21 protein-coding genes and 1 riboswitch are annotated in these 24,900 nt (G+C 61.3%); of the genes, 12 read left to right on the top strand and 9 right to left on the bottom strand.

From position 1 onward, the window contains the following. The first annotated feature begins 512 nt into the window (after nt 1–512). Nucleotides 513–2,549 carry an ATP-dependent helicase gene (locus tag E4633_RS17600; protein ID WP_135872164.1) on the top strand — a complete coding sequence of 679 codons (2,037 nt, stop codon included), beginning with the start codon at nt 513–515 and terminating at the stop codon, nt 2,547–2,549. 16 nt (nt 2,550–2,565) lie between these two features. Here E4633_RS17600 and E4633_RS17595 read toward each other — a convergent pair whose 3' ends face one another. Beyond that, nucleotides 2,566–3,195, bottom strand: a complete 630-nt coding sequence (locus tag E4633_RS17595) for a peroxiredoxin (protein ID WP_135872162.1) — start codon at nt 3,193–3,195, stop codon at nt 2,566–2,568. A 166-nt stretch (nt 3,196–3,361) separates the two neighbouring features. Between E4633_RS17595 and E4633_RS17590 the strand changes: the two genes are divergently transcribed. Continuing rightward, nucleotides 3,362–3,877 carry a peptidylprolyl isomerase gene (locus E4633_RS17590; RefSeq protein ID WP_135872160.1) on the top strand — a complete coding sequence of 172 codons (516 nt, stop codon included), beginning with the start codon at nt 3,362–3,364 and terminating at the stop codon, nt 3,875–3,877. Between the two features lie 70 nt (nt 3,878–3,947). Here E4633_RS17590 and E4633_RS17585 read toward each other — a convergent pair whose 3' ends face one another. After that, a complete protein-coding gene (locus E4633_RS17585) occupies nt 3,948–4,457 on the bottom strand; it encodes a hypothetical protein (RefSeq protein ID WP_135872158.1) in 510 nt (169 codons plus the stop codon). Between the two features lie 264 nt (nt 4,458–4,721). Here E4633_RS17585 and metK point away from each other — a divergent pair, with 264 nt between their 5' ends. Then, the gene (gene metK / locus E4633_RS17580) at nt 4,722–5,891 is read left to right on the top strand and encodes a methionine adenosyltransferase (protein ID WP_135872156.1); all 1,170 of its coding nucleotides are present in this window, start codon (nt 4,722–4,724) and stop codon (nt 5,889–5,891) included. 129 nt (nt 5,892–6,020) lie between these two features. On the opposite strand, the gene E4633_RS17575 is transcribed toward metK, so the two are convergent. Further along, the gene (locus E4633_RS17575; RefSeq protein ID WP_135872154.1) at nt 6,021–6,725 is read right to left on the bottom strand and encodes a response regulator transcription factor; all 705 of its coding nucleotides are present in this window, start codon (nt 6,723–6,725) and stop codon (nt 6,021–6,023) included. A gap of 1 nt (nt 6,726) precedes the next feature. Further along, nucleotides 6,727–7,686, bottom strand: coding sequence for a sensor histidine kinase (locus E4633_RS17570; RefSeq protein WP_135872152.1), 960 nt, complete (start codon nt 7,684–7,686; stop codon nt 6,727–6,729). A gap of 142 nt (nt 7,687–7,828) precedes the next feature. On the opposite strand from E4633_RS17570, the gene E4633_RS17565 reads away from it, so the two are divergent. The 3 genes from E4633_RS17565 to ahcY all read left to right on the top strand — a co-directional run bounded on the left by E4633_RS17565 (nt 7,829) and on the right by ahcY (nt 11,683). Then, nucleotides 7,829–8,920 (top strand): NAD(P)H-dependent flavin oxidoreductase, encoded by a 1,092-nt coding sequence (locus E4633_RS17565; protein ID WP_135872150.1) that lies wholly within the window; start codon nt 7,829–7,831, stop codon nt 8,918–8,920. A 399-nt stretch (nt 8,921–9,319) separates the two neighbouring features. Continuing rightward, a complete protein-coding gene (locus E4633_RS17560) occupies nt 9,320–10,237 on the top strand; it encodes an ArsR/SmtB family transcription factor (RefSeq protein WP_135872148.1) in 918 nt (305 codons plus the stop codon). A 51-nt stretch (nt 10,238–10,288) separates the two neighbouring features. Beyond that, on the top strand, nt 10,289–11,683 hold the full coding sequence (ahcY, locus tag E4633_RS17555) for an adenosylhomocysteinase (protein WP_135872146.1): 1,395 nt from the start codon (nt 10,289–10,291) through the stop codon (nt 11,681–11,683). A 425-nt stretch (nt 11,684–12,108) separates the two neighbouring features. Here ahcY and E4633_RS17550 read toward each other — a convergent pair whose 3' ends face one another. The 5 genes from E4633_RS17550 to E4633_RS17530 all read right to left on the bottom strand — a co-directional run bounded on the left by E4633_RS17550 (nt 12,109) and on the right by E4633_RS17530 (nt 17,813). Continuing rightward, nucleotides 12,109–13,350 (bottom strand): molybdopterin molybdotransferase MoeA, encoded by a 1,242-nt coding sequence (locus E4633_RS17550; protein ID WP_135872144.1) that lies wholly within the window; start codon nt 13,348–13,350, stop codon nt 12,109–12,111. Between the two features lie 112 nt (nt 13,351–13,462). Next, nucleotides 13,463–14,314: a HesA/MoeB/ThiF family protein gene (locus E4633_RS17545; protein WP_135872142.1), complete on the bottom strand. Its 852-nt coding sequence runs from the start codon at nt 14,312–14,314 to the stop codon at nt 13,463–13,465. Between the two features lies 1 nt (nt 14,315). Continuing rightward, nucleotides 14,316–14,540, bottom strand: coding sequence for a MoaD/ThiS family protein (locus E4633_RS17540; protein WP_135872140.1), 225 nt, complete (start codon nt 14,538–14,540; stop codon nt 14,316–14,318). A 69-nt stretch (nt 14,541–14,609) separates the two neighbouring features. Beyond that, entirely contained in the window at nt 14,610–16,340 is a 1,731-nt protein-coding gene (locus tag E4633_RS17535; RefSeq protein ID WP_135872138.1) for an aldehyde ferredoxin oxidoreductase family protein, read from the bottom strand. Nucleotides 16,341–16,381: 41 nt separating this feature from the next. Next, a riboswitch (molybdenum cofactor riboswitch) is annotated at nt 16,382–16,503 on the bottom strand. A gap of 146 nt (nt 16,504–16,649) precedes the next feature. Then, nucleotides 16,650–17,813: an iron-containing alcohol dehydrogenase gene (locus E4633_RS17530; protein WP_135872136.1), complete on the bottom strand. Its 1,164-nt coding sequence runs from the start codon at nt 17,811–17,813 to the stop codon at nt 16,650–16,652. 489 nt (nt 17,814–18,302) lie between these two features. Between E4633_RS17530 and moaA the strand changes: the two genes are divergently transcribed. From moaA to E4633_RS17500, 6 genes are all read left to right on the top strand, one after another. Continuing rightward, nucleotides 18,303–19,283 (top strand): GTP 3',8-cyclase MoaA, encoded by a 981-nt coding sequence (moaA, locus tag E4633_RS17525; protein WP_135872134.1) that lies wholly within the window; start codon nt 18,303–18,305, stop codon nt 19,281–19,283. A 59-nt stretch (nt 19,284–19,342) separates the two neighbouring features. Next, nucleotides 19,343–19,774: an MOSC domain-containing protein gene (locus tag E4633_RS17520; protein ID WP_135872132.1), complete on the top strand. Its 432-nt coding sequence runs from the start codon at nt 19,343–19,345 to the stop codon at nt 19,772–19,774. Nucleotides 19,775–19,817: 43 nt separating this feature from the next. Continuing rightward, entirely contained in the window at nt 19,818–19,997 is a 180-nt protein-coding gene (locus tag E4633_RS17515; RefSeq protein ID WP_135872130.1) for a hypothetical protein, read from the top strand. A gap of 114 nt (nt 19,998–20,111) precedes the next feature. After that, nucleotides 20,112–20,924 carry an electron transfer flavoprotein subunit beta/FixA family protein gene (locus E4633_RS17510; RefSeq protein ID WP_135872128.1) on the top strand — a complete coding sequence of 271 codons (813 nt, stop codon included), beginning with the start codon at nt 20,112–20,114 and terminating at the stop codon, nt 20,922–20,924. A gap of 79 nt (nt 20,925–21,003) precedes the next feature. Further along, on the top strand, nt 21,004–22,353 hold the full coding sequence (locus E4633_RS17505) for an FAD-binding protein (RefSeq protein WP_135872126.1): 1,350 nt from the start codon (nt 21,004–21,006) through the stop codon (nt 22,351–22,353). 441 nt (nt 22,354–22,794) lie between these two features. After that, entirely contained in the window at nt 22,795–24,777 is a 1,983-nt protein-coding gene (locus tag E4633_RS17500) for a (Fe-S)-binding protein (protein ID WP_135872124.1), read from the top strand. Nucleotides 24,778–24,900: the final 123 nt, after the last annotated feature.

Below are 24,900 nucleotides of genomic sequence, written 5' to 3'. Positions count from 1 at the left end.
GGACCACACTTCTTTAATCTGACACCTTGAAATAGCAAATGCACCTCTTACTTTGTTAATATAAGCCTCTATATTAACAAGTGAGACCGGCTCATTAAGGCATGGCGCCCATTTCCCGTCATGGCATGGCCAATTTGGATGAGGAGAGCGCCCCGCTGTGGTAAAAATGACACGCACTCGTCGCTTGCCGGGACGTAAATTAGCAAATGCTGGTCTTACTTTGTTTCACTGCACCCATACATTAACAAACGCACCCCTGCTTTTGCTTAAAGCAGGCCTTACATTAACAAACTGCGCCCTACTTTTTCTTGAAGCTGACCACACATCAATAAAAGCGCCCCTGCTTTTCTCTAAAGCGACCTCTGCATTACCAAAATGCACGCCTTACCTTCCTTCCCGGTCGTGTGCAGAGGGTTAAGCATGAGGTGGTGGAGGAAACGCGATACCGCCTTGCATTGCCCTGCCGCATCTGGTAACAATACGGCGGCTTTTTTCATCTCGCAGAGGATTACATGCTCGACCTTTCACGTCTAAATCCCGAACAGCTTGCCGCGGTAAAGCAAACCGAAGGGGCACTCCTGGTTCTTGCCGGTGCCGGTTCCGGTAAGACAGGCGTCATCACATATCGCATCGCGCACCTTATCCTGAACCTGAAGGTGCCGGCGGACCGCATCCTCGCCGTTACCTTCACCAACAAGGCTGCCAAGGAGATGAAGGAGCGCGTGGAGCATCTCGTGGGGCGTCGTGATTCGAAGGGGATCGTCCTCTCGACCTTCCACTCCCTGGGGGTGCGCGTGCTCAAGCGAGACATCGAACGCTTGGGGTACAAGAAGAACTTCTCCATCTACTCCACCTCCGATCAGGTGGGGCTCGTGCGTCAGATCGTTCGCGAGGTGAACACGGACAGCAAAAAGTACGATCCGGAAAGCATCATCTGGCGCATCTCCGGAGCGAAGAACAAGCTGATCCCCCCCGACCGCTTCACGCCGAACCCGCTGGACGACGTGGACATGATGGCCGCTCTGGTCTATCCCCGCTACCAGTCCGCGCTGAAGGCGTTCAACGCCATCGACTTCGACGATATCATCATGCTCACCGCCGAGCTTTTACAGCACCACCCGCCTGTGTTGAAGCACTGGCAGGAGCGCTTCAGCTACCTCATGGTGGACGAGTACCAGGACACGAACTCCTCCCAGTACCTCCTGGTGAACCTCCTGGCCGCAGGCAGCGGCAACCTCTGCGTCGTCGGAGATGACGACCAGTCCATCTACGGCTGGCGCGGCGCCGACGTCGGGAACATCCTCGACTTCGAGAAGGACTTCAAGGGGTGTCGCACCATAAAGCTTGAGCAGAACTACCGCTCCACCGGCAACATCCTCGATGCCGCCAATAGCGTGATCGGCAACAACAAGATAAGAAAGGCGAAGCGCCTCTGGACCGCCTCGGGGCAGGGGCCGCTCATCGACCTCTGCATCGTGCAGGATGACGAGGAGGAGGCGACCAGCGTGGTCGAGCGCATCCAACTGGAGCGCTTCAAGAAGGACGTCCCGTACAGCGACTTCGCCATCCTGTACCGCACCAACGCGCAGAGCCGCGCCTTCGAGGAGCAACTCCGTTTCGAGGACATTCCCTACGTCCTCGTGGGGGGCACCCAGTTCTTCGAGCGGAAGGAGGTCAAGGACTCCCTTTCCTACCTGAAGGTGATCGCGAACCCCCTGGACGAGGTGGCTCTTCTGCGCATCGTCAACTTCCCCAGGCGCGGTATCGGCGACAGCACGGTGATCCGCATCAACCAGTGGTCGCTCGAAAAGGAGATCCCTCTTTTCGAGGCGTTCAGCCGTGTCGCCGAGATAGAGGGGGTCGCCGACAACATCAAAGAGAAGGTGCATGCGTTCCACCAGACCCTGCTTGACGCCGCGGAGTCGTTCAAGGAGGAGGGGGGGCTCGCGGAGAGAGGGAAGATCCTCTTCGAGAAGCTGAAGATCGAGGAGGAGATCTTCCGCACCATAGACGATCAGAAGGCCGCGCGCCGGAAGGTGGAGAACGTCGAGCAGATCATCAACTCCATGGCCGCGTACGAGGAGCGGGTGCCGCAGGCGACGCTTGGGGGGTTCATCGAGAAGGTCTCCCTCATGGACGAGGACCGTTTCTCAGGCAAGGACAAGAAGGATCACGGCAAGGACGCGGTGACCCTCATGTCGTTGCACTCAAGCAAGGGGCTCGAGTTCCCCTTCGTGTTCCTGGTCGGGATGGAGGACGAGATCCTGCCGCACAAGCGGGCCATCTACGAGGACGATACCATCGACGAGGAGCGCCGCCTGTGCTACGTCGGCATCACGCGGGCGAGGCAGCAGCTCGTGATGACGCGGACGCTGTACCGTAAGAAGTACGGGAAGCTCGAGGAGCGGGTCCCCTCCAGATTCCTGGAGGAGATCCCGTCGAATGTCCTGAACGTGCAGCAAAGCGGGGTGGCGCGCGAGGTCACGCCGGAAGAGGCGGAAAAGAGCGCGGAGGATTTCTTTGCCAAGATGAAGGCGATGATGGGGTAGGGGCGAATATTCGCCCTTACGGTTTGCCGAGGGTCTTTTGTCCGGGCTTCCAGCCGAGCGGGCAGAGCGAGCCGGTCTGCAGCGCCTCGAGAACGCGCATGGTCTCCTCGATGCTTCTCCCCACGTCGAGGTTGTGCACGACTTGGTACTGGAGCACCCCTTCCGGGTCGATGATGTACAGCGCGCGCAGGGCGACGCCGTCTTTCTCGTCGAGGCAGCCGTACTTCTGGGCGACTTCCTTCTTGATGTCTGAGAGCAGGGGATAGCGCAGGTTACCCAGGTCGCCGCGCTGGACCCAGGCGAGGTGGGAGTACTTGCTGTCCGTGGAAGCGCCCAGCACGACGGTGTTCAACTGCTCGAAGCCGGCGAGCGCGTCGTTGAACCCCTTGATCTCTGTCGGGCAGACAAAGGTGAAGTCCATCGGGTAGAAGAAGAGGACGACCCATTTGCCGCGGAACTCGTCGAGGGAGACCTGCCGGAACTCCTTGCCCTGCGTGGTGCTGACCCAGGCGTCGAGCTTGAAGCCGGGGGCCGGATCACCTACCTTGGCGGTCTGCTGGAGGTCATCCGCGCCTATCGCAGAAGGAGCGGATACGGAGAGGGAGAGGGCCAGTGCGGCTAACAACGTAACGGTGGAAAGTTTCATCTGTCGCTCCTGTGCCTGACGCTATCTGCTTTACTGTTTACGTTTTCCGGTATAATTCAACGACGATACATCATACCCTAGCTCTGTATGAGCAACCAACAAAAACTTTTCACCCAGTGCTTAGTATGGTATTGGTGTGGCAAACCAAACACAAAGGAGCATCATAATGACTGAAGAAAAAAATCCCGTGGTCATCATGGAAACCTCGATGGGTACCGTTAAGATCGAACTCTTCAAAGATAAGGCCCCCATCTCCGTCCGTAACTTCCTCTCCTATGTCAAAGACGCATACTACGACGGCACCGTTTTCCACCGCGTCATCAAGAACTTCATGGTGCAGGGTGGCGGCCTGGACGAGAGCATGCAGCCGAAGAAGACCAAGTTTGCCATCAAGAACGAGGCGACAAACGGCCTTAAGAACGTGCGCGGTACCCTCGCCATGGCCCGTACCTCGGTCGTCGACTCCGCCACCTCCCAGTTCTTCATCAACGTAGTGGACAACGCGTTCCTGGACCACGCCGGCAAGACCCCGGACCGTTTCGGCTACGCCGTCTTCGGGCAGGTGATCGAAGGGATGGAAGTTATGGACGCGATCCGCGACGTGAAGACCACCACGAAGTCCGGTCATCAGGACGTTCCGGTAGAACCTGTCGTCATCAATTCGGTGCGTTTGGCCGAGTAGGAAAAGATAGAGAAGCCGCCCCGGCAGGGGCGGTGGTTTTTGATGAGCGGCTGGCGGATGCGTCAGCCGCTCATTGCGTTTGAAGGGTAAGGCGGGACGTGATGTCGGAGATTGCGGCACCGCTCGCATTGCGGGCCGAGAAGGCGTCGAGGGTGAAGGATTCCGCTGTCGGGATGGTCCCGGCTGCCGTGGTGTAGGTAAGGGTGACCAGGGGGCCGACGGTCATGCCGACGGGATTGACGATGTTGACGGAGAGCACGGGCCCGGAGGACGTCGAGGAAGGGGTCACCACGGCGGCGCCGACGTAGCTTCCTCCGATGGCCGGGGCCACGACCCCGTCCGTGACGGCACCGCCGGCATCGGTCGGCACAGAGACCCCGGCGGGAAGGCGCAAGGTGAACTGGGCGGCGTAGAGTACGGCATCGGCGACCGGTCCCTGCGTTGTGACGAGGACGTGCACCGTCCCGCTAGCCGGTTCCGGGATGTGCACGTTGCCGTCGTTGCCGGAAATTTGATCCGACCGGGAGCCACCACATGCTTCGATTAACAGGCACATCAGCATCACCGCAAGCAATTTCATAATTCCTCCCTCAAAGCCTTTCCAGTTCAACTCTTTGCGCTCAAGGTGCAATGCCCCCCGTACTGTTTCGCAACGCTAGAAGATTGTAACGGAAGTTTTATTGGTATCAACTAATGTTTGAGCGGTAGGTGAGTCGGCAGCAGTACCCCGGTAAAATGTGTTGAAATTTGCTGTACTTAATCGTTGACAAAGGAAAATGGCGCCTATACAATTCGTCAGCTTTGCCTATACCTAGCTGCACACTTTTTCTGGGGGTCTCACCTTATGGAAATGAAGGACTTCATCTTTACCTCTGAATCTGTCTCTGAAGGGCATCCTGACAAGGTTGCCGACCAGATATCCGACGCCATCCTCGACGCCATCCTGACTCAGGACCCCAAGGCGCGTGTTGCGTGTGAGACGCTGGTCACCACCGGTATGGCCGTGATCGCCGGCGAGATCACCACCAACGCCGTCATCGACTATCCGAAGATCGCGCGTGAAACGATCCGCGAAATCGGCTACCACGATTCCGCCATGGGCTTCGACTGGGAAACCTGCGCGGTGCTGACCTCTATAGATAAGCAGTCCCCGGACATCGCCCAGGGCGTCACCGAAGGGGAGGGGATGTTCAAGGAGCAGGGCGCGGGCGACCAGGGCCTCATGTTCGGCTTTGCCTGCAACGAGACCCCGGAACTGATGCCGATGTCGATCCTGCTGGCCCACAAGCTCGTGGCCAGGCTTGCCGACGTCAGGAAGGCCGGCGTGCTCGACTTCCTTCGTCCGGACTCCAAGTCCCAGGTTTCCATTAAGTACATCGACGACAAGCCGGTGCACGTTGACACCGTCGTCATCTCGTCGCAGCACACCCCCGAGGTGTCCTACGAGATGATCAAGGAAGGGATCATAGAGGAAGTCGTCAAGAAGATCATCCCGGCCCACCTGATGGATGAGAACACCAAGTTCCTCATCAACCCGACCGGCCGTTTCGTCATCGGCGGACCGATGGGTGACTGCGGTCTCACCGGTCGCAAGATCATCGTCGACAGCTACGGCGGGCACGGTGCCCACGGCGGCGGTGCCTTCTCCGGCAAGGACCCCTCCAAGGTGGACCGTTCCGCGGCCTACATGGGGCGTTATGTCGCCAAGAACCTGGTCGCCTCCGGCATCTGCGAGCGTTGCGAAGTGCAGGTAGCCTACGCCATCGGCGTCGCCGAGCCGGTCTCCGTCATGGTTGACTGCAACGGCACCGGTAAGATCCCGAGCAAGCGCATCTCCGAGATCGTGCGCGAGGTGTTCGACCTGCGTCCGCGCGCCATCATCGAGCAGCTCGACCTTTTGCGTCCGATCTACAAGAAGACCGCCGCCTACGGCCACTTCGGCCGCGAGCTTCCCGAGTTCACCTGGGAGCGCACCGACAAGGCCGCGATCATCAGGGAGAAAGCGGGGCTCTAGGAACAGGTTCTACGTTCTAGGTTCTACGTTCTACGTTCAAAGCAAAAGGCCTTCCGAGTTCGGAGGGCCTTTTTGCGTAGCTGCTTTGTTTTTCGATGTTCACGTAGAACGTAGAACCTAGAACGGCTTCTAAGGCTTTTTGCTGAACCTGTACCCCACGCCGCGCACGGTCTGGAAAAAGACGGGGCGGGAGGGCTCGGGCTCGAAGTACTTCCTGAGCCGCACGATAAAGTTGTCCAGCGTGCGCGTCTCGGCATCGGTGGCGTAACCCCAGACGCTCTCCAGAATCTCTCCACGCGGGATGGCCTCTCCTTCGCGATGGAAGAAAAGCGACAGCATGCGCACCTCGAGGTCGGTCAGGTCGATCTCTCCCTGCCGCGTCCTCGCCCTGTAGGAGAGCAGAAAGACCTCGTTGTCGCCGAAGCTGTACCCTTCCTCGACCGGCTCGGGGCGGTACCACGCGCTGCGCCGGAGCATGCCGGATACCCTGAGCAGAAACTCCTTCAGGTTGAACGGCTTGATCAGATAGTCGTCGGCCCCGGCGGCAAGCCCGGAGATGCGGTCGCTCTCGGCGGAGCGCGCCGTCAGCATCAGAACCGGGACGCGCGAGTCGAGCCCCCGTATCTTCTCGCAGACCTCGAACCCTCCGATCCCGGGGAGCATGACGTCCAGGATGATAAGGTCGAACTTCTCCATCCGTACCTTCTCCAGTGCCTCCTCGCCGCTCTCCACGTGGCTCACCAGGTACCCTTCCTGTTCCAGGTTGAAGGTGATGCCGCGCGCAAGGTGCATCTCGTCCTCGACTAGCAGTATGTGCGGTTTCTCGCCGGACATCCTATCCTCGCTGCTGCCTGCCCTGAAGCGGCAGGGTGATGTGGAAGGTGCAGCCTTTACCGGGCCCGGGGCTCTCGACCGAGATCTTGCCGCCGTGCGCGTTCACCACGCTTCTCACGATGTAGAGCCCTAGACCGGTTCCCCTGATGTTCTCACCCGGGGTGCGCACCCGGTAGAACATATCGAAAATCTTCTCCAGTTCGTCGTTACCCAGCCCCTTGCCGTTGTCCTGGAAGTCGAGCACGCACTGCCTGCCGCTTGCGCTGCGCTTCAAGGAGACGCGGATTTCCGGCGATACCGGTGAGTAGAGGAGAGCGTTCTCGAAGAGGTTTCTGAGCGCCATCTCCATCCCTTCAGCGTCGATGGTCGCGGTGATGTTCGGCTCGACCTCCACGGTCAGCTTGCCCCCCTCCGGGAGGTCGCCGTTTTTGCTTTCCAGATAGCTGGTGACGAACCCGGAGAAGTCGATCTGCTTCGCCTTTTCGCCCAACTGGCGGAACTCGATCCTCGTCGCCATGAGGAGGTTGCTGATCAGGATGTTCAGGCGCTCGGTATCGGAGAGCATGGTGTCGAGGAAGCCGTCGAGCTTCTCCTTGGGGAGCTCCCTCATCTTCACCGTCTCCAGGTGCAACTGGATCGAGGCAAGAGGGGACTTAAGCTCGTGGGTCAACTGGGATATGTAGCTGCGCTGCTGCAGATAGAGGTTCGCCTGCCGCCGCCAATAGAGGAAGATGACATAGACCCCGGCCAGGATGGCAACCGCCATCAACAGCCCCTCGACCAGAACGATCCACTCAACCCCTTTAGTTACTAGTTCGGGCTTGTAGCGCAGGGCAAGTGCTTTGAACTCCTTGTTCCTTCCGATGAACCAGTAGACCCAGGAGACGACCATCACCACCCAGATCAGCTGGATCCCTATCAGTGCAATCAACGGGTTGGAGAGTTTCCGGTTCATTTTCATGCCACACAGGTAGCATCGCTGCCTCGTTTTTGCAAGGGGTATCTGAGAGTACTGGGGCGTTTGTTTTTACACTAGTATTACAAAAGCCGTCGGCGTTCTCTGATAATGTGTTTACGTCGCAGTCTGATACTCAGGAGGAGTTATGTTCAAGCCGTTGCGCATTGGTAAACACGAGGCACGATACCCGCTTATCCAGGGCGGCATGGGGGTAAGAATTTCAGCGGGCTCGCTGGCCGGTCACGTCGCGAAGTGCGGTGGTGTGGGCCTGGTGGCGTCCCCCGGGATCACCCTGAATAGCGAGTTTTTCGACGGCAAAAACTACCTCAAGAGCAACGCGCAGGCGCTGAAGGACGAGATCCGCAAGGCCTACGAGATCGCCCCGGATGGCATCATCGGCGTCAACGTGATGGTCGCCCTCACCGATTACGAGGAACTCGTGGTGGCTTCGGTCGAGGCGGGGGCGAAGGTGCTCGTCTGCGGCGCCGGCCTTCCCTTGACCCTCCCCGGGCTCACCGCGCACGCGCCCGACGTCGCCCTCATCCCCATCGTATCCTCGGTACGTGCAGCGCAACTGATCGCCAAGAAATGGGACAAGTCCTACAACCGTCTTCCCGATGCCGTCGTGGTCGAGGACCCTGACACCGCCGGTGGGCACCTGGGCGAGAAGATGGAGAATATCGGGACGGGCGAATACGACCAGTACGAAACCGTGCGCGGCGTGAAGGAATTTTTCCGCTCCGAGTACGGGCTTGATATACCCATCATCGCTGCAGGCGGCATCTGGGACCGCGCCGACGTCGAGCACGCCCTGGCCGAAGGGGCCGACGGCGTTCAGATGGCGAGCCGCTTCGTGACCACCGTCGAGTGCGACGCCGAGGATGCTTTCAAGCAGGCCTACCTCGATTGCAAGAAGGAAGACATCGGCCTCATCATGAGTCCGGCCGGTCTCCCGGGACGCGCCATTCTCAGCAACCAGCAGGGGATCTTCGACTACGACCGCGACCACTCCTCGGTCTGCTCGTACGGCTGTCTCAAGAAATGCTCCTACAGGGAGAGCGGCGAGCGCTTCTGCATCGTGAAATCCCTTGATCGCGCCCAGCGCGGCGAGGTCGATTCGGGTCTCGTCTTCTGCGGCACCAACGCCTGGAAGGCGAACCGCATCGAGACGGTACAGGAGATCTTCGACGAGATTTTCGGCGCGCAAGGCGTCGTCGCCGAGGACAAGGCCGCCTGATCCAGTAAATACGCACCAAACGCAGGAGCGCACCTTGCGCCGGGCGCCTTTAAAGGCCGGCAAAGGTGCCGCTTCTGCGCAGGAATCACCAGATCCCCCAGTGGCTTCGTGCCGCTGGGGGATCTTTCGCTTTTCCCGGTCCCTCACCCCTCGGGCCTTCGCCCACCGTAGGGCTTCGGTCCGCAGGTGGGAGAGGGTGACCGAAGGCCGGGTGAGGGCATTGTCACGAAGTGAGGGGATTGCATCTGCCGATGCCCTCACCCCGGCCCTCTCCCGGAGGGAGAGGGAGGATGGTCATGCATAAGGAGGAAATAATATGTCTTCCGTCTTGTCGGCAGCGGCGTACTGTGCTATATCAAGAAAACTTGATTTATAAGAATAGCGAGAGTTGATATAGACATGCTGGAACTTTTCAAGGCACTGGCGGACCCTTGCCGCCTCCGGCTGGTCGGCGTGCTCCTTAATGCGGAGCTCACCGTTCAGGAGCTCACCCAGATCATGGGGATGGGGCAGTCGCGCATCTCGCGGCACCTGAAGATCCTGGCCGAGGCCGGTGTCCTTGCGGTGAAGCGCCAGGGAACCTGGAGCTACTACCGCGCCGGTGACGCCAACCCGTTTTTCTGCGCCATCCGGCCGGAGTTCGAACGCGAACTCGAGCAGCTTCCCGAGCGCCGTGAGGATCTGGCTGCCGTGGCGCAGGCCCTGGAGGCACGCCGCAAGCGGAGCCAGGAGTTTTTCGACCGGCACGCGGCCCAGTGGGACCAGCTCTCGCGCACGCTCCTGCCGGTGCCCGAATACCAGGAAAGCCTCCTGGACAAGGTGCCTGAGGCGGCGGTGCTTTTGGAGATAGGCGTCGGTACCGGAGTGCTCCTCGCGGAGCTTGCGCGTCGGGCGGGGCGGGTGATCGGTGTCGACCACTCGCCCGCGATGCTTGAAGAGGCGCGTCGCAGGCTCGCAAAGGTTGGGGTGCAGGGGGCCGAACTGAGGCTTGGTGACATGAACCACCTGCCGCTTGCCGACGGAGGGGCGGGTTGCGTGGTAGCCAACATGGTGCTGCATCATGCCCCCCGGCCGGAAACGGTGCTCGCCGAGATCGCGCGCGTGCTGGCGCCGCAGGGAACGCTGCTTGTCGCCGACCTCGCGCGTCACGAACAGGAATGGGCCAGGGAGCAATTGGCAGACCAGTGGCTCGGCTTCGAGGATGGTGAGTTGAAGGGGTGGCTTAAGGGAGCGGGATTTTCAGGTATCACCATTGATCGCGTGTCGTCAGGAAACGGTGCTGAAGACGTGTTGCTGGTGCAGGCGGTAAAGGCGTGAAAGACACGAAGTTTTAGCGGGTCACAGAAAGACCATCGAAAGGAGAACAACGTGAAACAGGATTACATCGTAAAGGATATGTCGCTGGCCGATTGGGGCCGCAAGGAGATGATCATCGCGGAAACCGAAATGCCGGGTCTCATGGCGATTCGCGAGGAGTACGCGGCGGCCCAGCCGCTCAAGGGGGCGCGCATCGCGGGCTCGCTGCACATGACCATCCAGACCGCCATGCTCATCGAGACCCTCACCGCGCTCGGCGCCGAGGTCCGTTGGGCTTCCTGCAACATCTTCTCGACCCAGGATCACGCCGCGGCAGCCATCGCCGCTGCCGGCATCCCGGTCTTCGCGACCAAGGGTGAGAGCCTCACCGAGTACTGGGACTACACCCACAAGATCTTCGAGTGGCACGACGGCGGTGCGCCCAACATGATCCTCGACGACGGCGGCGACGCGACCCTCTTGCTGCACCTTGGCAGCGACGCGGAAAAGGACCCGACGGTCCTCGACAAGCCGACCTGCGAGGAGGAAGAGGTGCTCTTCGCGGCCATCAAGAAGCGTCTCTCCGAGAAGCCGGGGTGGTACGCGAAGACCGCGGCCTGCATCAAGGGTGTTACCGAGGAGACCACCACCGGCGTGCACCGTCTCTACCAGATGTTCGAGAAAGGGAAGCTGAAGTTCCCGGCCATCAACGTGAACGACTCGGTGACCAAGTCGAAGTTCGACAACATCTACGGCTGCCGCGAGTCCCTCATGGACGGCATCAAGCGCGCCACCGACGTCATGGTGGCGGGCAAGGTTGCGGTCATCTGCGGCTACGGCGACGTGGGCAAGGGATGCGCCCAGGCGATGCGCGGGCTGCAGGCCCAGGTATGGGTGACCGAGGTCGACCCGATCTGCGCCCTGCAGGCGGCCATGGAAGGGTACAAGGTGGTCACCATGGAGTGGGCGGCCGACAAGGCGGACATCTTTGTCACCACCACCGGCAACATCGACGTCATCACCCACGACCACATAAAGGCGATGAAGCACAACGCCATCGTCTGCAACATCGGTCACTTCGACAACGAGATCGAGGTGGCGAAGCTCAAGCAGTACAAGTGGGAGAACATCAAGCCGCAGGTCGACCACGTTATCTTCCCGGACGGCAAGCGCATCATCCTGCTCGCGGAAGGTCGCCTGGTGAACCTCGGCTGCGCCACCGGTCACCCCTCGTACGTGATGTCATCTTCCTTCGCGAACCAGACGCTCGCGCAGATGGAGCTCTTCTGCAACCCGGGCAAGTACCCGGTGGGCGTATATATCCTGCCGAAGGAGCTGGACGAGAAGGTGGCGCGTCTGCAGCTGAAGACCCTGGGTGCGATGCTGACCGAGCTGTCCGACGCACAGGCGGCGTACATCGGCGTGAAGAAGGAAGGTCCGTACAAGTCGGAGCACTACAGGTATTAAACCGAGAGGACGTTCTACGTTCAACGTTCTACGTTCTATGTTAACTGACTGACTGCTAACCTCTCCCGGGGCATCTTTGCTCCGGGGGAGGGGGGCGAATGATCATTCGCCCCTACAGAGGCGGCACAGAAACACACAAGACAAAAAAAGAGGGCGCTCGGTTTTACCGGCGCCCTTTCTTATCCTTCCTGCTCGCTTTCTTCTTTTTTCTTCTTCCCCTGACCAGGGGTGCATGCCGGCGACATTCAGGTCGCAATCCCCATCCGGGGCAGGATGAAACGCTGCAGCGCCACCCAGACGACCACAATACCTACCAGAATCAGCAACTCGTTCATATTTCACCTCCCAAAACGATACGATGCACTATATCGCATATTCGGGAAGAAAAATATACCAAATTAATTATTATTATTACCCTTTCAGCTTCAGTGCAGGTAGCCGACGGCCGCCTCGCACTCGCTGACCAAGTCCACCTCCCGCAGCAGGGCAAGATCCACTTCGCTGCCGGCCGGGATGAAGGTTGCGTCGCAGGGGAGGGCGGCGAGCGCGTCGCACCTGGTCATGGTGCTGAGGATCGCCGTGTGCTGCTCTCCGGCACAGTAGGCGACGTGCCTGCCGTGACGCTTCTTCACCGTCACCCGGATGAAGTGCAGCTTACCGGGTTTCTTGTGGGCGTCCTCGGCGAGAATTCCCTTCACGAACGGGGGGACCACCTTGCGGTGCCCCATCATCTTCAAGAGGGCGGGCTTCACCAAAAGCTCGAAGGTTACCATGGTGGAGACCGGGTTGCCTGGAAGCGAGAAGATCGGCTTTCCCTGCCAGGTCGAGAAGGCGGTGGGACCGCCGGGCTTCATGCCGATCTTCCAGAAAAGCTCCTCGGCCCCAAGTCCGGCGGCGACCTCGCGCACCAGATCCCGGTCCCCGGCGGAAACGCCGGCCGAGGTGATCAGGGCGTCGCAGCATAGCGCCTGCAGCATCTTCTCCCGGTGGCTTTCCACGTTGTCGCGTGCGATACCGACCAGCACCGGTTCGGCCCCCGCCTCGCGCACCGCCGCGGCCAGCGACAGTGCATTGGAGTTGATCACCTTGCCGGAAACCGGGCGCTCGCCCAGTTCGATCAGTTCATCTCCGGTGGAAAGTATGGCGATCCGTGCCTTGCGGTACACCGGCACCAGCGCCTGTCCCATCGCGGCTAGCATGCCGACCTCGGCCGGACGAATCCCGGTTCCTTCGGCGAGGACCGGCGCGCCTGCGCCCACGTCGCCGCCTCTCACGCGCACATGCTGCCGGGGGAGCACCTTGTGGCTGATCACCACATGGTCTCCGTCCACTTCCGCTTCCTCGATGGGTACTACGGCGTTGCAGCCGGGGGGGATGGGAGCTCCGGTCATGATGCGCACCGCGCATCCGGGCTCGACCATGGCGGCGACGTCGCCCCCGGCGGGTAGAAAGCCGGTGATGTTCAGGCGGGTGGGGGCTGAGGTGCAATCCGCGGCGTGCACGGCGAAGCCGTCCATGGCGGAGTTGTCGTAAAGCGGCAGGTCCCAGGGGGCGATGATGTCTCGGCTCACCAGACGCCCGAAGGCGTCCATCAGCGGAACTGTTTCCTCTCCAAGGGGCTTCACGTGGGCCAGTATGATGCCGCGCGCTTCTTCAAAGCTTGGCATGGTGCACCTCCTCGGTGCTGTCTGGCGCCGTCGTGGCGCCGGTAGTTAATTGCAGCCACGATCTTTGTGGCCAAGCCCCTACCCTTGCGGGAGGGGGAGGTTCTTTGTTTCTTTACGCCGCGTTCACCAGCTTCACCGGGACCTCGGCGTACGATATCTCGTGCATTTCCATTTCCAGGAGGTCGATGGATAGCTTGCGGTTTCTCAATGGCTCTCCCTTGCCGAGCAGGACCTTGCAGACCTCGGCGACCTCGAGGCTCGCCACCACGGCCGGCGTGAAGGAGGGGTTGCCGAGCTGCTGCTCGATCCCCTTGCCGGCCACCCAATGCCGGTAGATGTTCTGCACCGTGGTCTCTCCGGGGAACTGTGTGGCCACGTGCCCGTACCACCCGCCGATGGCGCCGTGCACCATGGGAATTCCGGCCAGTGTGCATACCTCGGCCAGCTGCAGGCGGTAGGGGATGCTGTCCAGGGCGTCGACCGCGATGCTTACCCCTGCAAGGAGTTCGAAGCCGTTGGTCAGGCAGAAGGCGTCCTCGATGGGGGTCACCGTGACGGCCGGATTCACCTGGGCAAGCCGTTCCGCCGCGACCGCCACCTTCGGCTGGCCAAGGGACGCCGGCGTTGAGAGGATCTGCCGGTTCAGGTTGTGCTCCTCGAAGATGTCCGGGTCGATGGCGACGATCTGACCGACGCCGAGACGCGCCAACTCTTCGAGGACGTAGCCGCCCAGGCCGCCGCAGCCGATCACGGCGACGCGGCTTTGGAACAGGCGCAACTGGTCTTCGACACCGATCATGCTCCTGTTGCGCTGGTAGCGGGCCGGAAGGATGCCGTTTTGCAGGGCGAGCCACTCCACCGCGGCGTGGCTTATGTCGAAGAGTTTCGCGGTGGTGTCCTGGGCGCGCCAGGAAAGCAGGCCGTCCTTGGTCTGTTCCTTCAAAAAGACGAGGGCGTTATGCATGTCAGCCTCCTCCGACCAGGGGAAAGAGCGAAAGGGTGTCGCCGTGGGCGAGCTTGCTGTCCAGTTCGCCGTGTCGGCCGTTCAGCATCACGATGCCGATCTCCTCTTCGGTGAGACCCAAAGAGAGCACCACGGCCCGCACCTCGGTTCCTTCGGCGAGTTCCTGTTCGGCCACCTTGAACCTGCCGTTTCTGAAAGTGGCGAAAAGTTTGAGAGTTATCTGCATGAGGCACCTGATCGTGGTTCAAACGGAAAAACCCGGCGTGACCTTCGTCACGCCGGGCGTTGGCTGCTTCTAGAAGTTCCAGAACTCGTCGAGTTCCTCGTCGGTGAAGTCCCACACCGCGTTGTGCGGCGCTACCGGCTCGTTCTTGAAGAAGTCCGGGAGGCGGTCATGGACGTTGGAGAGACCGGCTTTCTGGTTGAACTCGCGCTCGGTCTTCAGGACGTACTTGCCCAGGTTGGTGACGTCGTCGCCGGTGAGGGCGATGCCGAAACGGGCGTTGATCATGTCGATCAGGGCCGGGAGGCACTCCGGGATGTCCAGCGCCGGGAAGGCGACGAAGATGCACATACCGGTCGAGTCGACCGCGGCGGTCGCGATCTGCAGGTTGCGGGAGAGCTCGACCTGGCCGTCCTTCTTGAGCGGGTCGACGTAGCCGCCTACGTTCAGGATGTTGGTGGCGATGGTGTAACCGGAGGTGTGGTCGGCGCCCATGGTGGAGGTGGCGTAGGTGACGCCGATCCCCTTGACGGAGCGCGGATCGTAGGCCGGGATCGCCTGGTTCTTGACGACCGGTACGCGGGTCACGCCGTAGGTGCGGCCCACGGAGCCTGCGCCGCCGCCAAGGATGCGGCCGAGGGCGGTCCCCTTGCCGATCTCGTCGGTCAAAAGACGCAGCATCTCTTTGGAGTCGCCCCAGTTGAGGATGCCGGCTTCCATGGCTACGCCGAACATGACGGCGGTCTCAATGGAGTCGATCCCGATGTCGTCCATCAGGTTGTCGGCGCGGGCGATGTCGTCCAGGTTGTCGATGCAGCAGTCGGCACCCAGGCCCCAGATGGTCTCGTACTCGAAGCCGGAGGTGACGTACTTCCCATCCTTGTCGTGGTAGACCTGCGAGCACTGGATGATGCAGCCGGCGTGGCAGCCGTGCTTGGGCTTGCCGCCGCGCGCTACGATGGTGTCGTACATGGTCTCACCGGAGATCTTGTCGTGATCCTTGAACTGGCCGGTGGTGAAGTTTCTCGTCGGGAGACCGCCGGCCTCGTTCAGGATGTTCACGAGGACGTTGGTGCCGTAGGTCGGCAGACCCTCGCCGGAGACCGGGTGCTCGAGAATGGCCTTGGAGAACGTCCTGGCGGCGATCTTGAATTTCTCGGGGTCGGCGATCTTCACGCCCGGGGCGCCTTCGCCGTCGATGGAGATGAACTTGATCTGCTTGGAGCCCATGACTGCGCCCAGGCCGCCACGGCCGTGGCTGCGGATCTTGCTGTCCGGGTCCTTGACGGAGATGTTGGCGGCGGTCATCTTCAGCTCACCGGCCGGGCCGATGGTGAGGACGCCGGTCTTCTTGCCCAGACGCGCCTCGACTGCGTCGATGACGGCGAAGTTGCCAAGGCCCAGCAGTTCCTTCTCTTCGCTGATGGTGACGCCGTTCACGCCGACGGCCAGGTTATACCAGGCGTCACCCTTCGGGGCGCCTTCGATGATGAGGGCCTTGATGCCGAGTTTCGCCAGCATCTGTGCCGCGGTGCCGCCGGCGTTGGACTCCTTGATGCCGCCGGTGAGCGGGCTCTTGGCGCCTGCGGAGAGGCGGCCGGAGTTGGCTGCCGGGGTGCCGGTCAGAAGGCCGGGTGCGAACACCAGCTTGTTCTCGGCGGAAAGCGCGTGGCAGGTCGGCGGTACTTCGGCGGAGACGATGGTGGAGGTGAGGCTGCGGCCGCCGAGGCCTGCCCAGGCTGCCGGAACTTCTTCGATCTTGGTGGTGAGGTCGGTCATGTTGACGCGAAAAATCTTATCCATGCTTTTCAAGCTCCCTAATTTAAATTGTTCTACCGGCTGCTTGACGTCAGCCGGGACTCCTTTCCAAGAGGGAGGCTGCACCGTTTCCAGGGCAACCCGTTGGCCTGGAGCCATGAGGGGAGGTCCCTTTTAGGCTCGACACGGCTCGGAGATTTTTGATGCCAGACTGACCCGACACCGCTTACGCATCTGTTGGGTGGTGTGGTATAGCCCCTTCCCCCGGAGGGGGGAGGTCGGGAGGGGGGGAGCCAGGAAATCCCCCCTCCCTAACCCTCCCCCTCCGGGGGCGGGGATCATGCTGCAGCGTTATTACATTGCATCCTTGAAGATCTGGATGACCTGCTCAAGGGTCGCTTTGCGCGGGTTGGTGAACTGGCAAGCGTCCTTTTTTGCGTTTTCCGCCATGATCGAGAGGTCCTCTTCCTTCACGTTGAGGGCCTTGAGGCCGGTCGGGATGCCGATGGAAGCGGAGAGGCTGCGGATCCTGTCGATCGCCTTCTGGCCGGCTTCGGTCACGGAGAGGCCGTCGACGTTCTCGCCCAGTGCTTTTGCGACGTCGGCGAAACGCTCGGGGCAGGCGATCAGGTTGTACTGGCTGACGGCCGGCAGCAGGATGGCGTTGCAGACGCCGTGCGGCAGGTTGTAGAAGCCGCCCAGCTGGTGCGCCATGGAGTGAACGTAGCCAAGCGAAGCGTTGTTGAACGCCATGCCGGCCAGGTACTCGGCGTAAGCCATCTTGTCGCGTGCCTCGAGGTCTTCGCCGTTGGCGACAGCCTTGGAGAGGTACTTGGCGATCAGTTCGATGGCCTTGATGGCGCATGCGTCGGTGATCGGGGTGGCGATGGTGGAGACGTATGCCTCAACCGCGTGGGTGAGGGCGTCCATGCCGGTAGCAGCGGTCAGAGCGGCCGGCTTGCCGACCATGAGCAGCGGGTCGTTGATGGCGATGTTCGGAGTGCAGCGCCAGTCGACGATGGCCATCTTTACGTGGGTGTCGGTGTTGGTGATGATGCAGAAGCGGGTCATTTCGGAAGCGGTGCCGGCGGTGGTGTTGATGGCGACGAATGCCGGCATCGGCTTGGTGGACTTGTTGATGCCTTCGAAGTCGCGGATGTTGCCGCCGTTGCCGATGACGAGGCCAACGCCCTTGGCACAGTCATGGGAGGAACCGCCGCCCAGGGAGATGATCGCGTCGCAACCGTTTTCCTGGTACACCTTCACGCCGTCGTGAACGTTGATGTCGGTCGGATTCGGCTCGGCGCCGTCGAAGATGATGGCCTTTACGCCGGTGGCTTCCACCTGCTCCTTGATCTTGTCGGCAACGCCCATAGCCGAAAGACCTTTGTCGGTTACGATGAGGGCCTTGGATGCGCCCAGTGCCTTCACCTGCTCACCGGTTTCCTTAGCGGAACCGATACCCATCAGCGAAACCGTCGGAATGAAGAAGCCGTAAGTCTGTTCTCCTAATGCCATTTTTCTTTCCCCCTGTTGTTTTTCCGGGCTATTTGCACCGGGTTTGATTATTTTAAGATTCGTGCGGTGTTGCATACACTTTCCTAAAACGGTTTTCTACGCTTTCGCAAGGGGCGTACCAGAATTCACTGTAAACGCAATTTTTTGCCAGACCGAACAATTTTCATAGGATACCGTATACTTAACGAATCCTTTGTTTACATTAACCTGCACTAGCCCAAAGGTTGCGTTCTGAAATCGAACAGTTGCGACGTTCCATAATGGAGCGTTTGCGCTTTTGTGGAACGTCCGTTTTGATCGCTAAACCGATGATCCCCGCCGTGCCCGCCTGTTGAATTCAAAATCCCAAAAATTGGTTCGTTTGTTGTGTATTCACCATCTTACTTACCGCCTCATTAGTGCCGGGCGCGCCTTTTTGCGCCGAAGTGGAACAGTTGGTACCGATATTGCCTTGTATACGGCGAGGCGTGTTTCACAGGGGGATGCGGCATGGCACTGATCGATACCTACGGCAGGCGGATCAACTACTTGAGACTCTCGGTCACCGACCGTTGCAACATGCGCTGCAGCTATTGCATGCCGGCGCAGGGGGTGGCGAAGCTCGGGCATAAAGAGATGCTGAGCTACGAGGAGCTTTACCGGGCGGCCGCTGCCTGCGTCGCGCAGGGGATAGAGAAGATAAGGGTGACCGGCGGGGAGCCGCTGGTCAGAAGAGGCATCGTCGATTTTCTCGGTCGCCTCTCGTCAATCCCGGGACTCAAGGAACTGGTGGTCACCACGAACGGGCTCCTCCTCGACGAACTCGCCCAGCCGCTCAGGCAGGCAGGTGTCGCCAGGCTCAACATAAGCCTAGATTCGCTGAGGGCGGAGACCTTTGCCAGGATCACCCGTGGTGCCGATCTGTACCGGGTTCTCTCGGGGATTGCTGCGGCGCAGGAGGCGGGCTTCGGGCCCTTGAAGATCAACATGGTGGTGATGCGCGGGGTGAACGACCAGGAGATCCTGGACTTCGCCGCCCTTACCCTGGACCACCCGTTCACGGTGCGTTTCATAGAGTACATGCCGACCCTGCAGGACGAGAGCTGGGGCGCCCAGAGCATGCCCGGGAGCGAGATCCTCGCACGCATCGCCGAGCGCTACCCGTTGCTGCCGCTGGTGAACTCCGAGATGGCGGGGCCGGCGAGGAATTACAAGATACAGGGTGCCGCGGGCGCCATCGGGATCATCACCCCGGTGTCGGGGCACTTCTGCGAGAGCTGCAACCGGATCAGGATCACGGCGACCGGCCGGGTACGTGGCTGTCTCTTTTCGGATCAGGGAATGGACCTGAAGCCGCTTCTGGCTTCCGACGATCCAGGTCCGCTGCACGAGGCGTTGAGCCGCATCGTGACGCAGAAGCCGGGACGGCATCATATCGCCGAGGAAGGGGCCGAGCAGGCCGTGGTCAACATGTCGAGGATAGGCGGTTAGCAGACGGAGACCGGGGCTCGTGGAAGATGGGTCCGGGACCGGCGAAAACGGAGGAGACTATGAGCGCGTCTGTAGTGGCGGTCAGCGTAAGCGAGAATAAGGGCGAGAGGAAGAAGCCGGGGCCGGCGGTCCACCTGAGGGAAAACTACGGCATCATCGGCGACGCGCACGCGGGGGACTGGCACCGCCAGGTGAGCCTTTTAGCCGAGGAGAGCATCGACAAGATGATCGCGATGGGGCTTGCCGTCGGACCGGGCGACTTCGCGGAGAACATCACCACGCGCGGCATCGAACTGGTGACTCTGCCGGTGGGGACACGGATCGGCATCGGGCCGGTGGTGCTGGAGGTCTCCCAGATAGGGAAGGTCTGCCACACCCGGTGCGCCATCTACTACCAGGCGGGCGATTGCGTCATGCCGAAAGAGGGGATCTTCGCCACCGTGGTGAGCGGCGGTGTGGTGCGCCCCGAGGACAAGATCGAGCTGCTGTAACAGGCGGCATATTCAAATCAGCAGGCAAAGAAGGGGAGAAGTCATGAAGGAAAGAAGTCAGAAGAAGGTGAACATCATCTCGATACGCATGAGCGACGACGAGCGGGACGCCATCCAGAGGCTCATGGACAAAAGGGGGAAAAAGGCTTCCTTCATCATGCGCGAGGCGTTCGCACTTTTCAGGGAGCAGTGGGAGGTTTCGAGGGGTGAGGCGACCCACTAGGTGGTGCCACTAAAACCTTGATGGACTCGGTGGACGCTCTGGACCTTGGACCTTGTGGACCCGGTGGCCTGTGACAACGGGTTTGAACAGAGTTGGTAAAAGAAAGGATCTTCAATGTACGTGGTGGCTTGCATTAAACAAGTGCCGGATACGACTCAGGTGCAGATCGATCCGGTTACTAATACGCTGGTGCGCGATGGTATCCCTTTCATCGTAAATCCTTACGATACCCACGCCCTGGAGGAAAGCCTCCGCATGAAGGCGCGCTACGGGTTCAAGGCGGCGGCGCTCTCGATGGGACCGCCTAACGCGGAGGCGACCCTCAGAAAGGCGCTGGCTCTCGGCGTGGACGAAGCGATCCTCTGCTCGGACCGCGCCTTCGGCGGCGCGGATACGCTCTCCACCAGCAAAGTGCTGGCGGAGGCCATCAGGAAACTGGCCCAGGATGACGAGGTTGGGCTGGTCTTCTGCGGCAAGCAGACTATCGATGGCGATACGGCGCAGGTCGGCCCGGGCATCGCCATTCGCCTCGGCTTCTCGCAACTCACGCTCGTTGACCGCATCGAACACCTGGACTTCCTTTCCAGAAAAATCCGCGTGCGCCGCAAACTCGAGGGGCGCTACGAGATCGTTGAGGCGAAGCTGCCGGCCATGATCACGGTGGTGCGCGAACTGAACCGCCCGCGCTACCCGACAGTCCCGATGCGGCTGAAGGCAGCTAAAAGCGAGGTGAAGGTCTGGAGCAACAACGAGCTGATGCTCGACCCCAACGGCATAGGCCTTAAGGGTTCGCCTACCTGGGTGAGCAGGATCTTCTCGCCGCAGCGTGCGGCGGGCGAGATGATCGGCGACGGTTTGAACGACCCCACTGGGACCGCCAAGCTCCTCTTGGAGAAGCTGGTGGCCAGGGACATGCTGGCGGTGTAGGTGTCGCTGGAATCTTGTGGACTGAATGAACCCGGTGTACCCGGTGGACCTCATGGACGTGACTAGGAGTGGGTAAAAGATGGCTGAAGCTAAAAACAAACTGAAAAAGCCGCGGGGGAAGGTTCGGCTCATAGAGGGGAAGTGCATCGCCTGCGGCGCGCGTTGCCAGAGCAGTTGTCCGGTGGACGGCATTCAGATGAGCGAGGCGGGAGAACCGCAAATCGAACTCTCGAAGTGCATCGGCTGCCTCAAGTGCGTGAAGGCCTGCCCGGGCTCGGCCCTGGAGATCTTCTACTCGAAGGAGGACCTGGAGATCCTGGCACAGCTCGCCGGTCAGCAGGACCTCGCCGAGGATGAGGCCGACCCGGAGGAGCTGGCACGCCGCGAACTGGTGGCGGCTTACCGCGGCGTATGGGTCTTCATCGAACAGACGGAAGGGGAGGCGGCCCGCGTTTCGTGGGAGCTCCTCGGCAAGGGGAAGGAACTGGCGGCGAAGCTCGGGGTTGGGCTCTCGGCGGTGGTGCTTGGCGACAAGGTCGAGCACCTCTGCTATGAGGCCTTCAGCTACGGCGCCGACCAGGCGTACCTCATGGATCAGACGGTCTTCGCCAACTACCGCACCTATCCGTACCTGGACGCTCTTTGCCACCTGATCGACAAGTTCAAGCCGGAGATCGTGCTCATGGGCGCGACCGGGATGGGGCGCGACCTCGCCGGGGCCGTCGCCACCCGCGTCAAGACCGGCCTCACCGCGGACTGCACCGGGCTCGACATCGACGCGAAGCGCAACCTCATGCAGACCCGCCCGGCCTTCGGCGGCAACATCATGGCGACCATCATGTGCGACCGTTTCCGTCCCCAGATGGCGACGGTACGCTCGCACGTCATGCCCATGCCGGCGCAGGAGGCGGGACGCAAGGGTAAGATCATCCATGTCTCCCTTCCCATCAACGAGGCGGACGTCTTCACCAAGGTGCTCGAGGTGATCCGTGACAAGAAGGCGGGCGAGGTGGATATCGCCGGCGCCGAGTTCATCGTCTCCGGTGGGCGCGGCCTGATGGCGAAGGAGAACTTCGCCATGCTGCAGGAGCTTGCCGACGAGCTCGGGGGCGTCGTGGGCGCCTCGCGTAGTGCGGTGGACGCGGGGTGGATGCCGCCGGACCGCCAGGTGGGGCAGACCGGCAAGACGGTACGCCCGAAGATCTACATCGCCTGCGGCATCTCCGGCGCGATTCAGCACCTGGTGGGGATGCAGGATTCCGACCTCGTCATCGCCATCAACCGCGACAAGGAGGCCCCCATCTTTGAGGTGGCGAGCTACGGCATCGTGGGCGACCTGTTCCAGGTGGTCCCGGCGATCACCGCGGCGCTGCGGGAGATGAAGGCGGCCTCGAGCGGCATTGAGGTCAAGGACGTCAAGGCGGCGTAAGGGGCGCTTCTTCCCGTCACGGACATCTTGCAAAAACTCTCCCTCGCCCTCTGGGAGAGGGTAGGGGTGAGGGCGCCGCTTACGGTGGTAATGCGTCGACGTGGGGTTGAGGCACCGCCCTCACCCTGGCCCTCTCCCGCCTCCGGGCTGAAGCCCTACGGTGGGCGAAGGCCCGGAGGGCGAGGGGAAGTGGACCTTTGGCCTGTATGAGCACGTTGCCAAGCCGTCCAGCCCCCGCCTGCTGACCGTAGCCCTACGGTGGGCGAAGGCCCGAAATGGTAGGGGCATGGAGGGGGCGCGTGGCGGTTGGAACAGGTTCGACCCGGCTTCCCCCCTCCCGGCCTCCCCCCTCCAGGGGGAGGTGCACTGCTCTGTTAAGTCACCGCTGCGGGCTTGAGCGGGTTAACCGGATTTCGAAAAAACAACTACAAGGATACGTTCATGCAACCTAATCCTGTCATCTTCACACCGCTTCTGGCGGCGGCTTGCGCCATCTTCGCCTGGAGCTGCTATCGCCGCTTCAGCCTGGTCGCCGTCGGCGCGGCCGAAGACCGTCTCTCCAGTTTCCCCGAGAGGCTCAAGGGGATGTTCCTCTTCGCCTTCCTGCAGAAGAGGGTGGTGAGCCGCCCCTTCGGCATCAACCACGTCTTCATCTTCTGGTCGTTCCTGGTACTCGCGGTAGCCAACACGGAATTCCTGCTCGCGGGCGTGTTCCCGGCGGCGAAACTTTCCAGCCTTCTCCCCGCGGCGCTCTACCTGCCGCTCGTCTTCGCTTTCGACCTGCTCTCGCTCTGCGCCCTCGCCGCGGTAGTCATCGCCCTGGTGCGAAGAGCGGTGGCGCCTCCCTACGAAGGGGCCCGCACCGGCGAGGCCTTCGGCATCCTCTCCATGATCGGGACGCTCATGCTCGCCTACTTCGGCCTGCACGCGGCGGAGATCGCCATGGGGCAGGAACAGGCGGCGCAGGCGATGCCGGTTTCCTCGGCGCTGGCAGCCATGCTGGCGGGGGAGGGGAGCGAGACCCTGAAGAGCGTCGCGCAGCTCTCCTGGTGGCTGCACGCGGCAGTGCTGCTCTTCTTCATGAACTACCTTCCCTACAGCAAGCACATGCACATCCTGGCCGCCATCCCGAACTGTTTCTTCAAGGAGCTGGAGACGCCGAACACCCAGCCGCGCGAGGAGTTCGAGGAGGGGAACGTTTTCGGCACCGGGAGCATCGACCGCTTCACCTGGAAGGACCTCTTCGACTCCTTCTCCTGCACCGAGTGCGGGCGCTGCGAGAAATCCTGTCCTGCTGCCAATACCGGCAAACCGCTCAACCCGCGCCTCGTCATGCACGACATCAAGGTGAACCTCCTTGCCAACGGCGATCTCTTAAAGCGCGGCGGCGAGCCGACCGTGCCGATGATCGGCGAGGGCGAGGGATGCATCAAGCCGGACGCGCTCTGGTCCTGCACGAGCTGTGGCGCCTGTCTTGCCGCCTGCCCGGTCTTTATCGAGCAGATGCCGAAGATCACCAAGATGCGCAGGCACCTGGTGCAGATGGAGGCGGATTTCCCGGAAGAACTTCTGAACCTCTTCGAGAACATGGAGCAGCGCTCCAACCCCTGGGGGATCGCACCGGGCGAGCGCGGCAAGTGGGCGGGCGGGCGCGACGTGCAGCTCTTCGAGGCGGGAAAGACCGAGTATCTATACTTCGTCGGCTGTGCGGGGTCATTCGACTCGCGCAGCAAGCAGGTGACGCTCGCCATGACGCAGATCTTCGAGGCGGCCGGGGTTTCCTACGGCATCCTCGGCAAGGATGAGAAGTGCTGCGGCGACAGCCTGCGCCGCCTGGGGAATGAGTACCTCTTCGACAGGATGGCCAAGGAGAACGTGGCGCTTTTCCAGGAGAAGGGGGTGAAGAAGATCGTCACCCAGTGTCCGCACTGCTTCACCACGCTCAAAAACGACTACAAACAGTACGGCCTCGAGCTCGAGGTGATTCCGCACGCCGAGTTCATCGAATCGCTCATCGCGCAGGGTAAGCTGAAGCTGGATCACCACGCGAAGAAGGGTGGCAACATCGTCTTCCACGATTCCTGCTATTTAGGTCGGCATAACGGCGTCTACGAGGCGCCCCGTACCGTCATCGCCCACGCCACGGGGAGCGCCCCCACTGAGATGGAGCGCAGCCGCGAGAATTCCTTCTGCTGCGGCGCGGGCGGCGGGCGCATGTGGATGGAGGAACACCTGGGTGAGCGCATCAACCTGAACCGGGTGACCGAGGCGCTCTCCGGCGACCCCGGCACCATCTGCACCACCTGCCCCTACTGCATGACCATGATGGAGGACGGCCTGAAGGATCGCTCCACGGGCGGCACCAAAGTGAAGGACATCGCCGAGCTGGTGGCGGAAGGGCTGAAAGGCCCGGCGAAAGGTTAGCGCGGCATAAAGATAGCGGCGGCCGGAGAGGGTGGGACCATTCCTCGCCTCGGCGGCTCCGAGAACTCTTCGCTTTCCGGGAAGGACCGGGTGGGACGTCTTGACGCGGGCGGCACCTCCCCC

Origin of the sequence: Geomonas terrae (genome assembly GCF_004791675.1) — a bacterium.
GTDB classification, from domain to species: domain Bacteria; phylum Desulfobacterota; class Desulfuromonadia; order Geobacterales; family Geobacteraceae; genus Geomonas; species Geomonas edaphica.
Note: the sequence above shows the minus strand (reverse complement) of the source record. Positions and strands in the feature narration are given on the sequence as shown.

Bases quoted from the DNA above. Each gene is read 5' to 3' on its own strand.
- E4633_RS17505 (WP_135872126.1), top strand. From the start codon at position 21,004: ATGGCTGAAGCTAAAAACAAACTGAAAAAGCCGCGGGGGAAGGTTCGG.
- E4633_RS17520 (WP_135872132.1), top strand. From the start codon at position 19,343: ATGAGCGCGTCTGTAGTGGCGGTCAGCGTAAGCGAGAATAAGGGCGAG.
- E4633_RS17515 (WP_135872130.1), top strand. From the start codon at position 19,818: ATGAAGGAAAGAAGTCAGAAGAAGGTGAACATCATCTCGATACGCATG.
- E4633_RS17575 (WP_135872154.1), bottom strand. From the start codon at position 6,725: ATGTCCGGCGAGAAACCGCACATACTGCTAGTCGAGGACGAGATGCAC.
- E4633_RS17585 (WP_135872158.1), bottom strand. From the start codon at position 4,457: ATGAAATTGCTTGCGGTGATGCTGATGTGCCTGTTAATCGAAGCATGT.
- E4633_RS17590 (WP_135872160.1), top strand. From the start codon at position 3,362: ATGACTGAAGAAAAAAATCCCGTGGTCATCATGGAAACCTCGATGGGT.
- E4633_RS17560 (WP_135872148.1), top strand. From the start codon at position 9,320: ATGCTGGAACTTTTCAAGGCACTGGCGGACCCTTGCCGCCTCCGGCTG.
- metK (WP_135872156.1), top strand. From the start codon at position 4,722: ATGGAAATGAAGGACTTCATCTTTACCTCTGAATCTGTCTCTGAAGGG.
- E4633_RS17550 (WP_135872144.1), bottom strand. From the start codon at position 13,350: ATGCCAAGCTTTGAAGAAGCGCGCGGCATCATACTGGCCCACGTGAAG.
- E4633_RS17510 (WP_135872128.1), top strand. From the start codon at position 20,112: ATGTACGTGGTGGCTTGCATTAAACAAGTGCCGGATACGACTCAGGTG.
- E4633_RS17500 (WP_135872124.1), top strand. From the start codon at position 22,795: ATGCAACCTAATCCTGTCATCTTCACACCGCTTCTGGCGGCGGCTTGC.
- E4633_RS17530 (WP_135872136.1), bottom strand. From the start codon at position 17,813: ATGGCATTAGGAGAACAGACTTACGGCTTCTTCATTCCGACGGTTTCG.
- E4633_RS17540 (WP_135872140.1), bottom strand. From the start codon at position 14,540: ATGCAGATAACTCTCAAACTTTTCGCCACTTTCAGAAACGGCAGGTTC.
- E4633_RS17545 (WP_135872142.1), bottom strand. From the start codon at position 14,314: ATGCATAACGCCCTCGTCTTTTTGAAGGAACAGACCAAGGACGGCCTG.
- E4633_RS17570 (WP_135872152.1), bottom strand. From the start codon at position 7,686: ATGAAAATGAACCGGAAACTCTCCAACCCGTTGATTGCACTGATAGGG.
- E4633_RS17595 (WP_135872162.1), bottom strand. From the start codon at position 3,195: ATGAAACTTTCCACCGTTACGTTGTTAGCCGCACTGGCCCTCTCCCTC.
- E4633_RS17565 (WP_135872150.1), top strand. From the start codon at position 7,829: ATGTTCAAGCCGTTGCGCATTGGTAAACACGAGGCACGATACCCGCTT.
- E4633_RS17535 (WP_135872138.1), bottom strand. From the start codon at position 16,340: ATGGATAAGATTTTTCGCGTCAACATGACCGACCTCACCACCAAGATC.
- E4633_RS17600 (WP_135872164.1), top strand. From the start codon at position 513: ATGCTCGACCTTTCACGTCTAAATCCCGAACAGCTTGCCGCGGTAAAG.
- moaA (WP_135872134.1), top strand. From the start codon at position 18,303: ATGGCACTGATCGATACCTACGGCAGGCGGATCAACTACTTGAGACTC.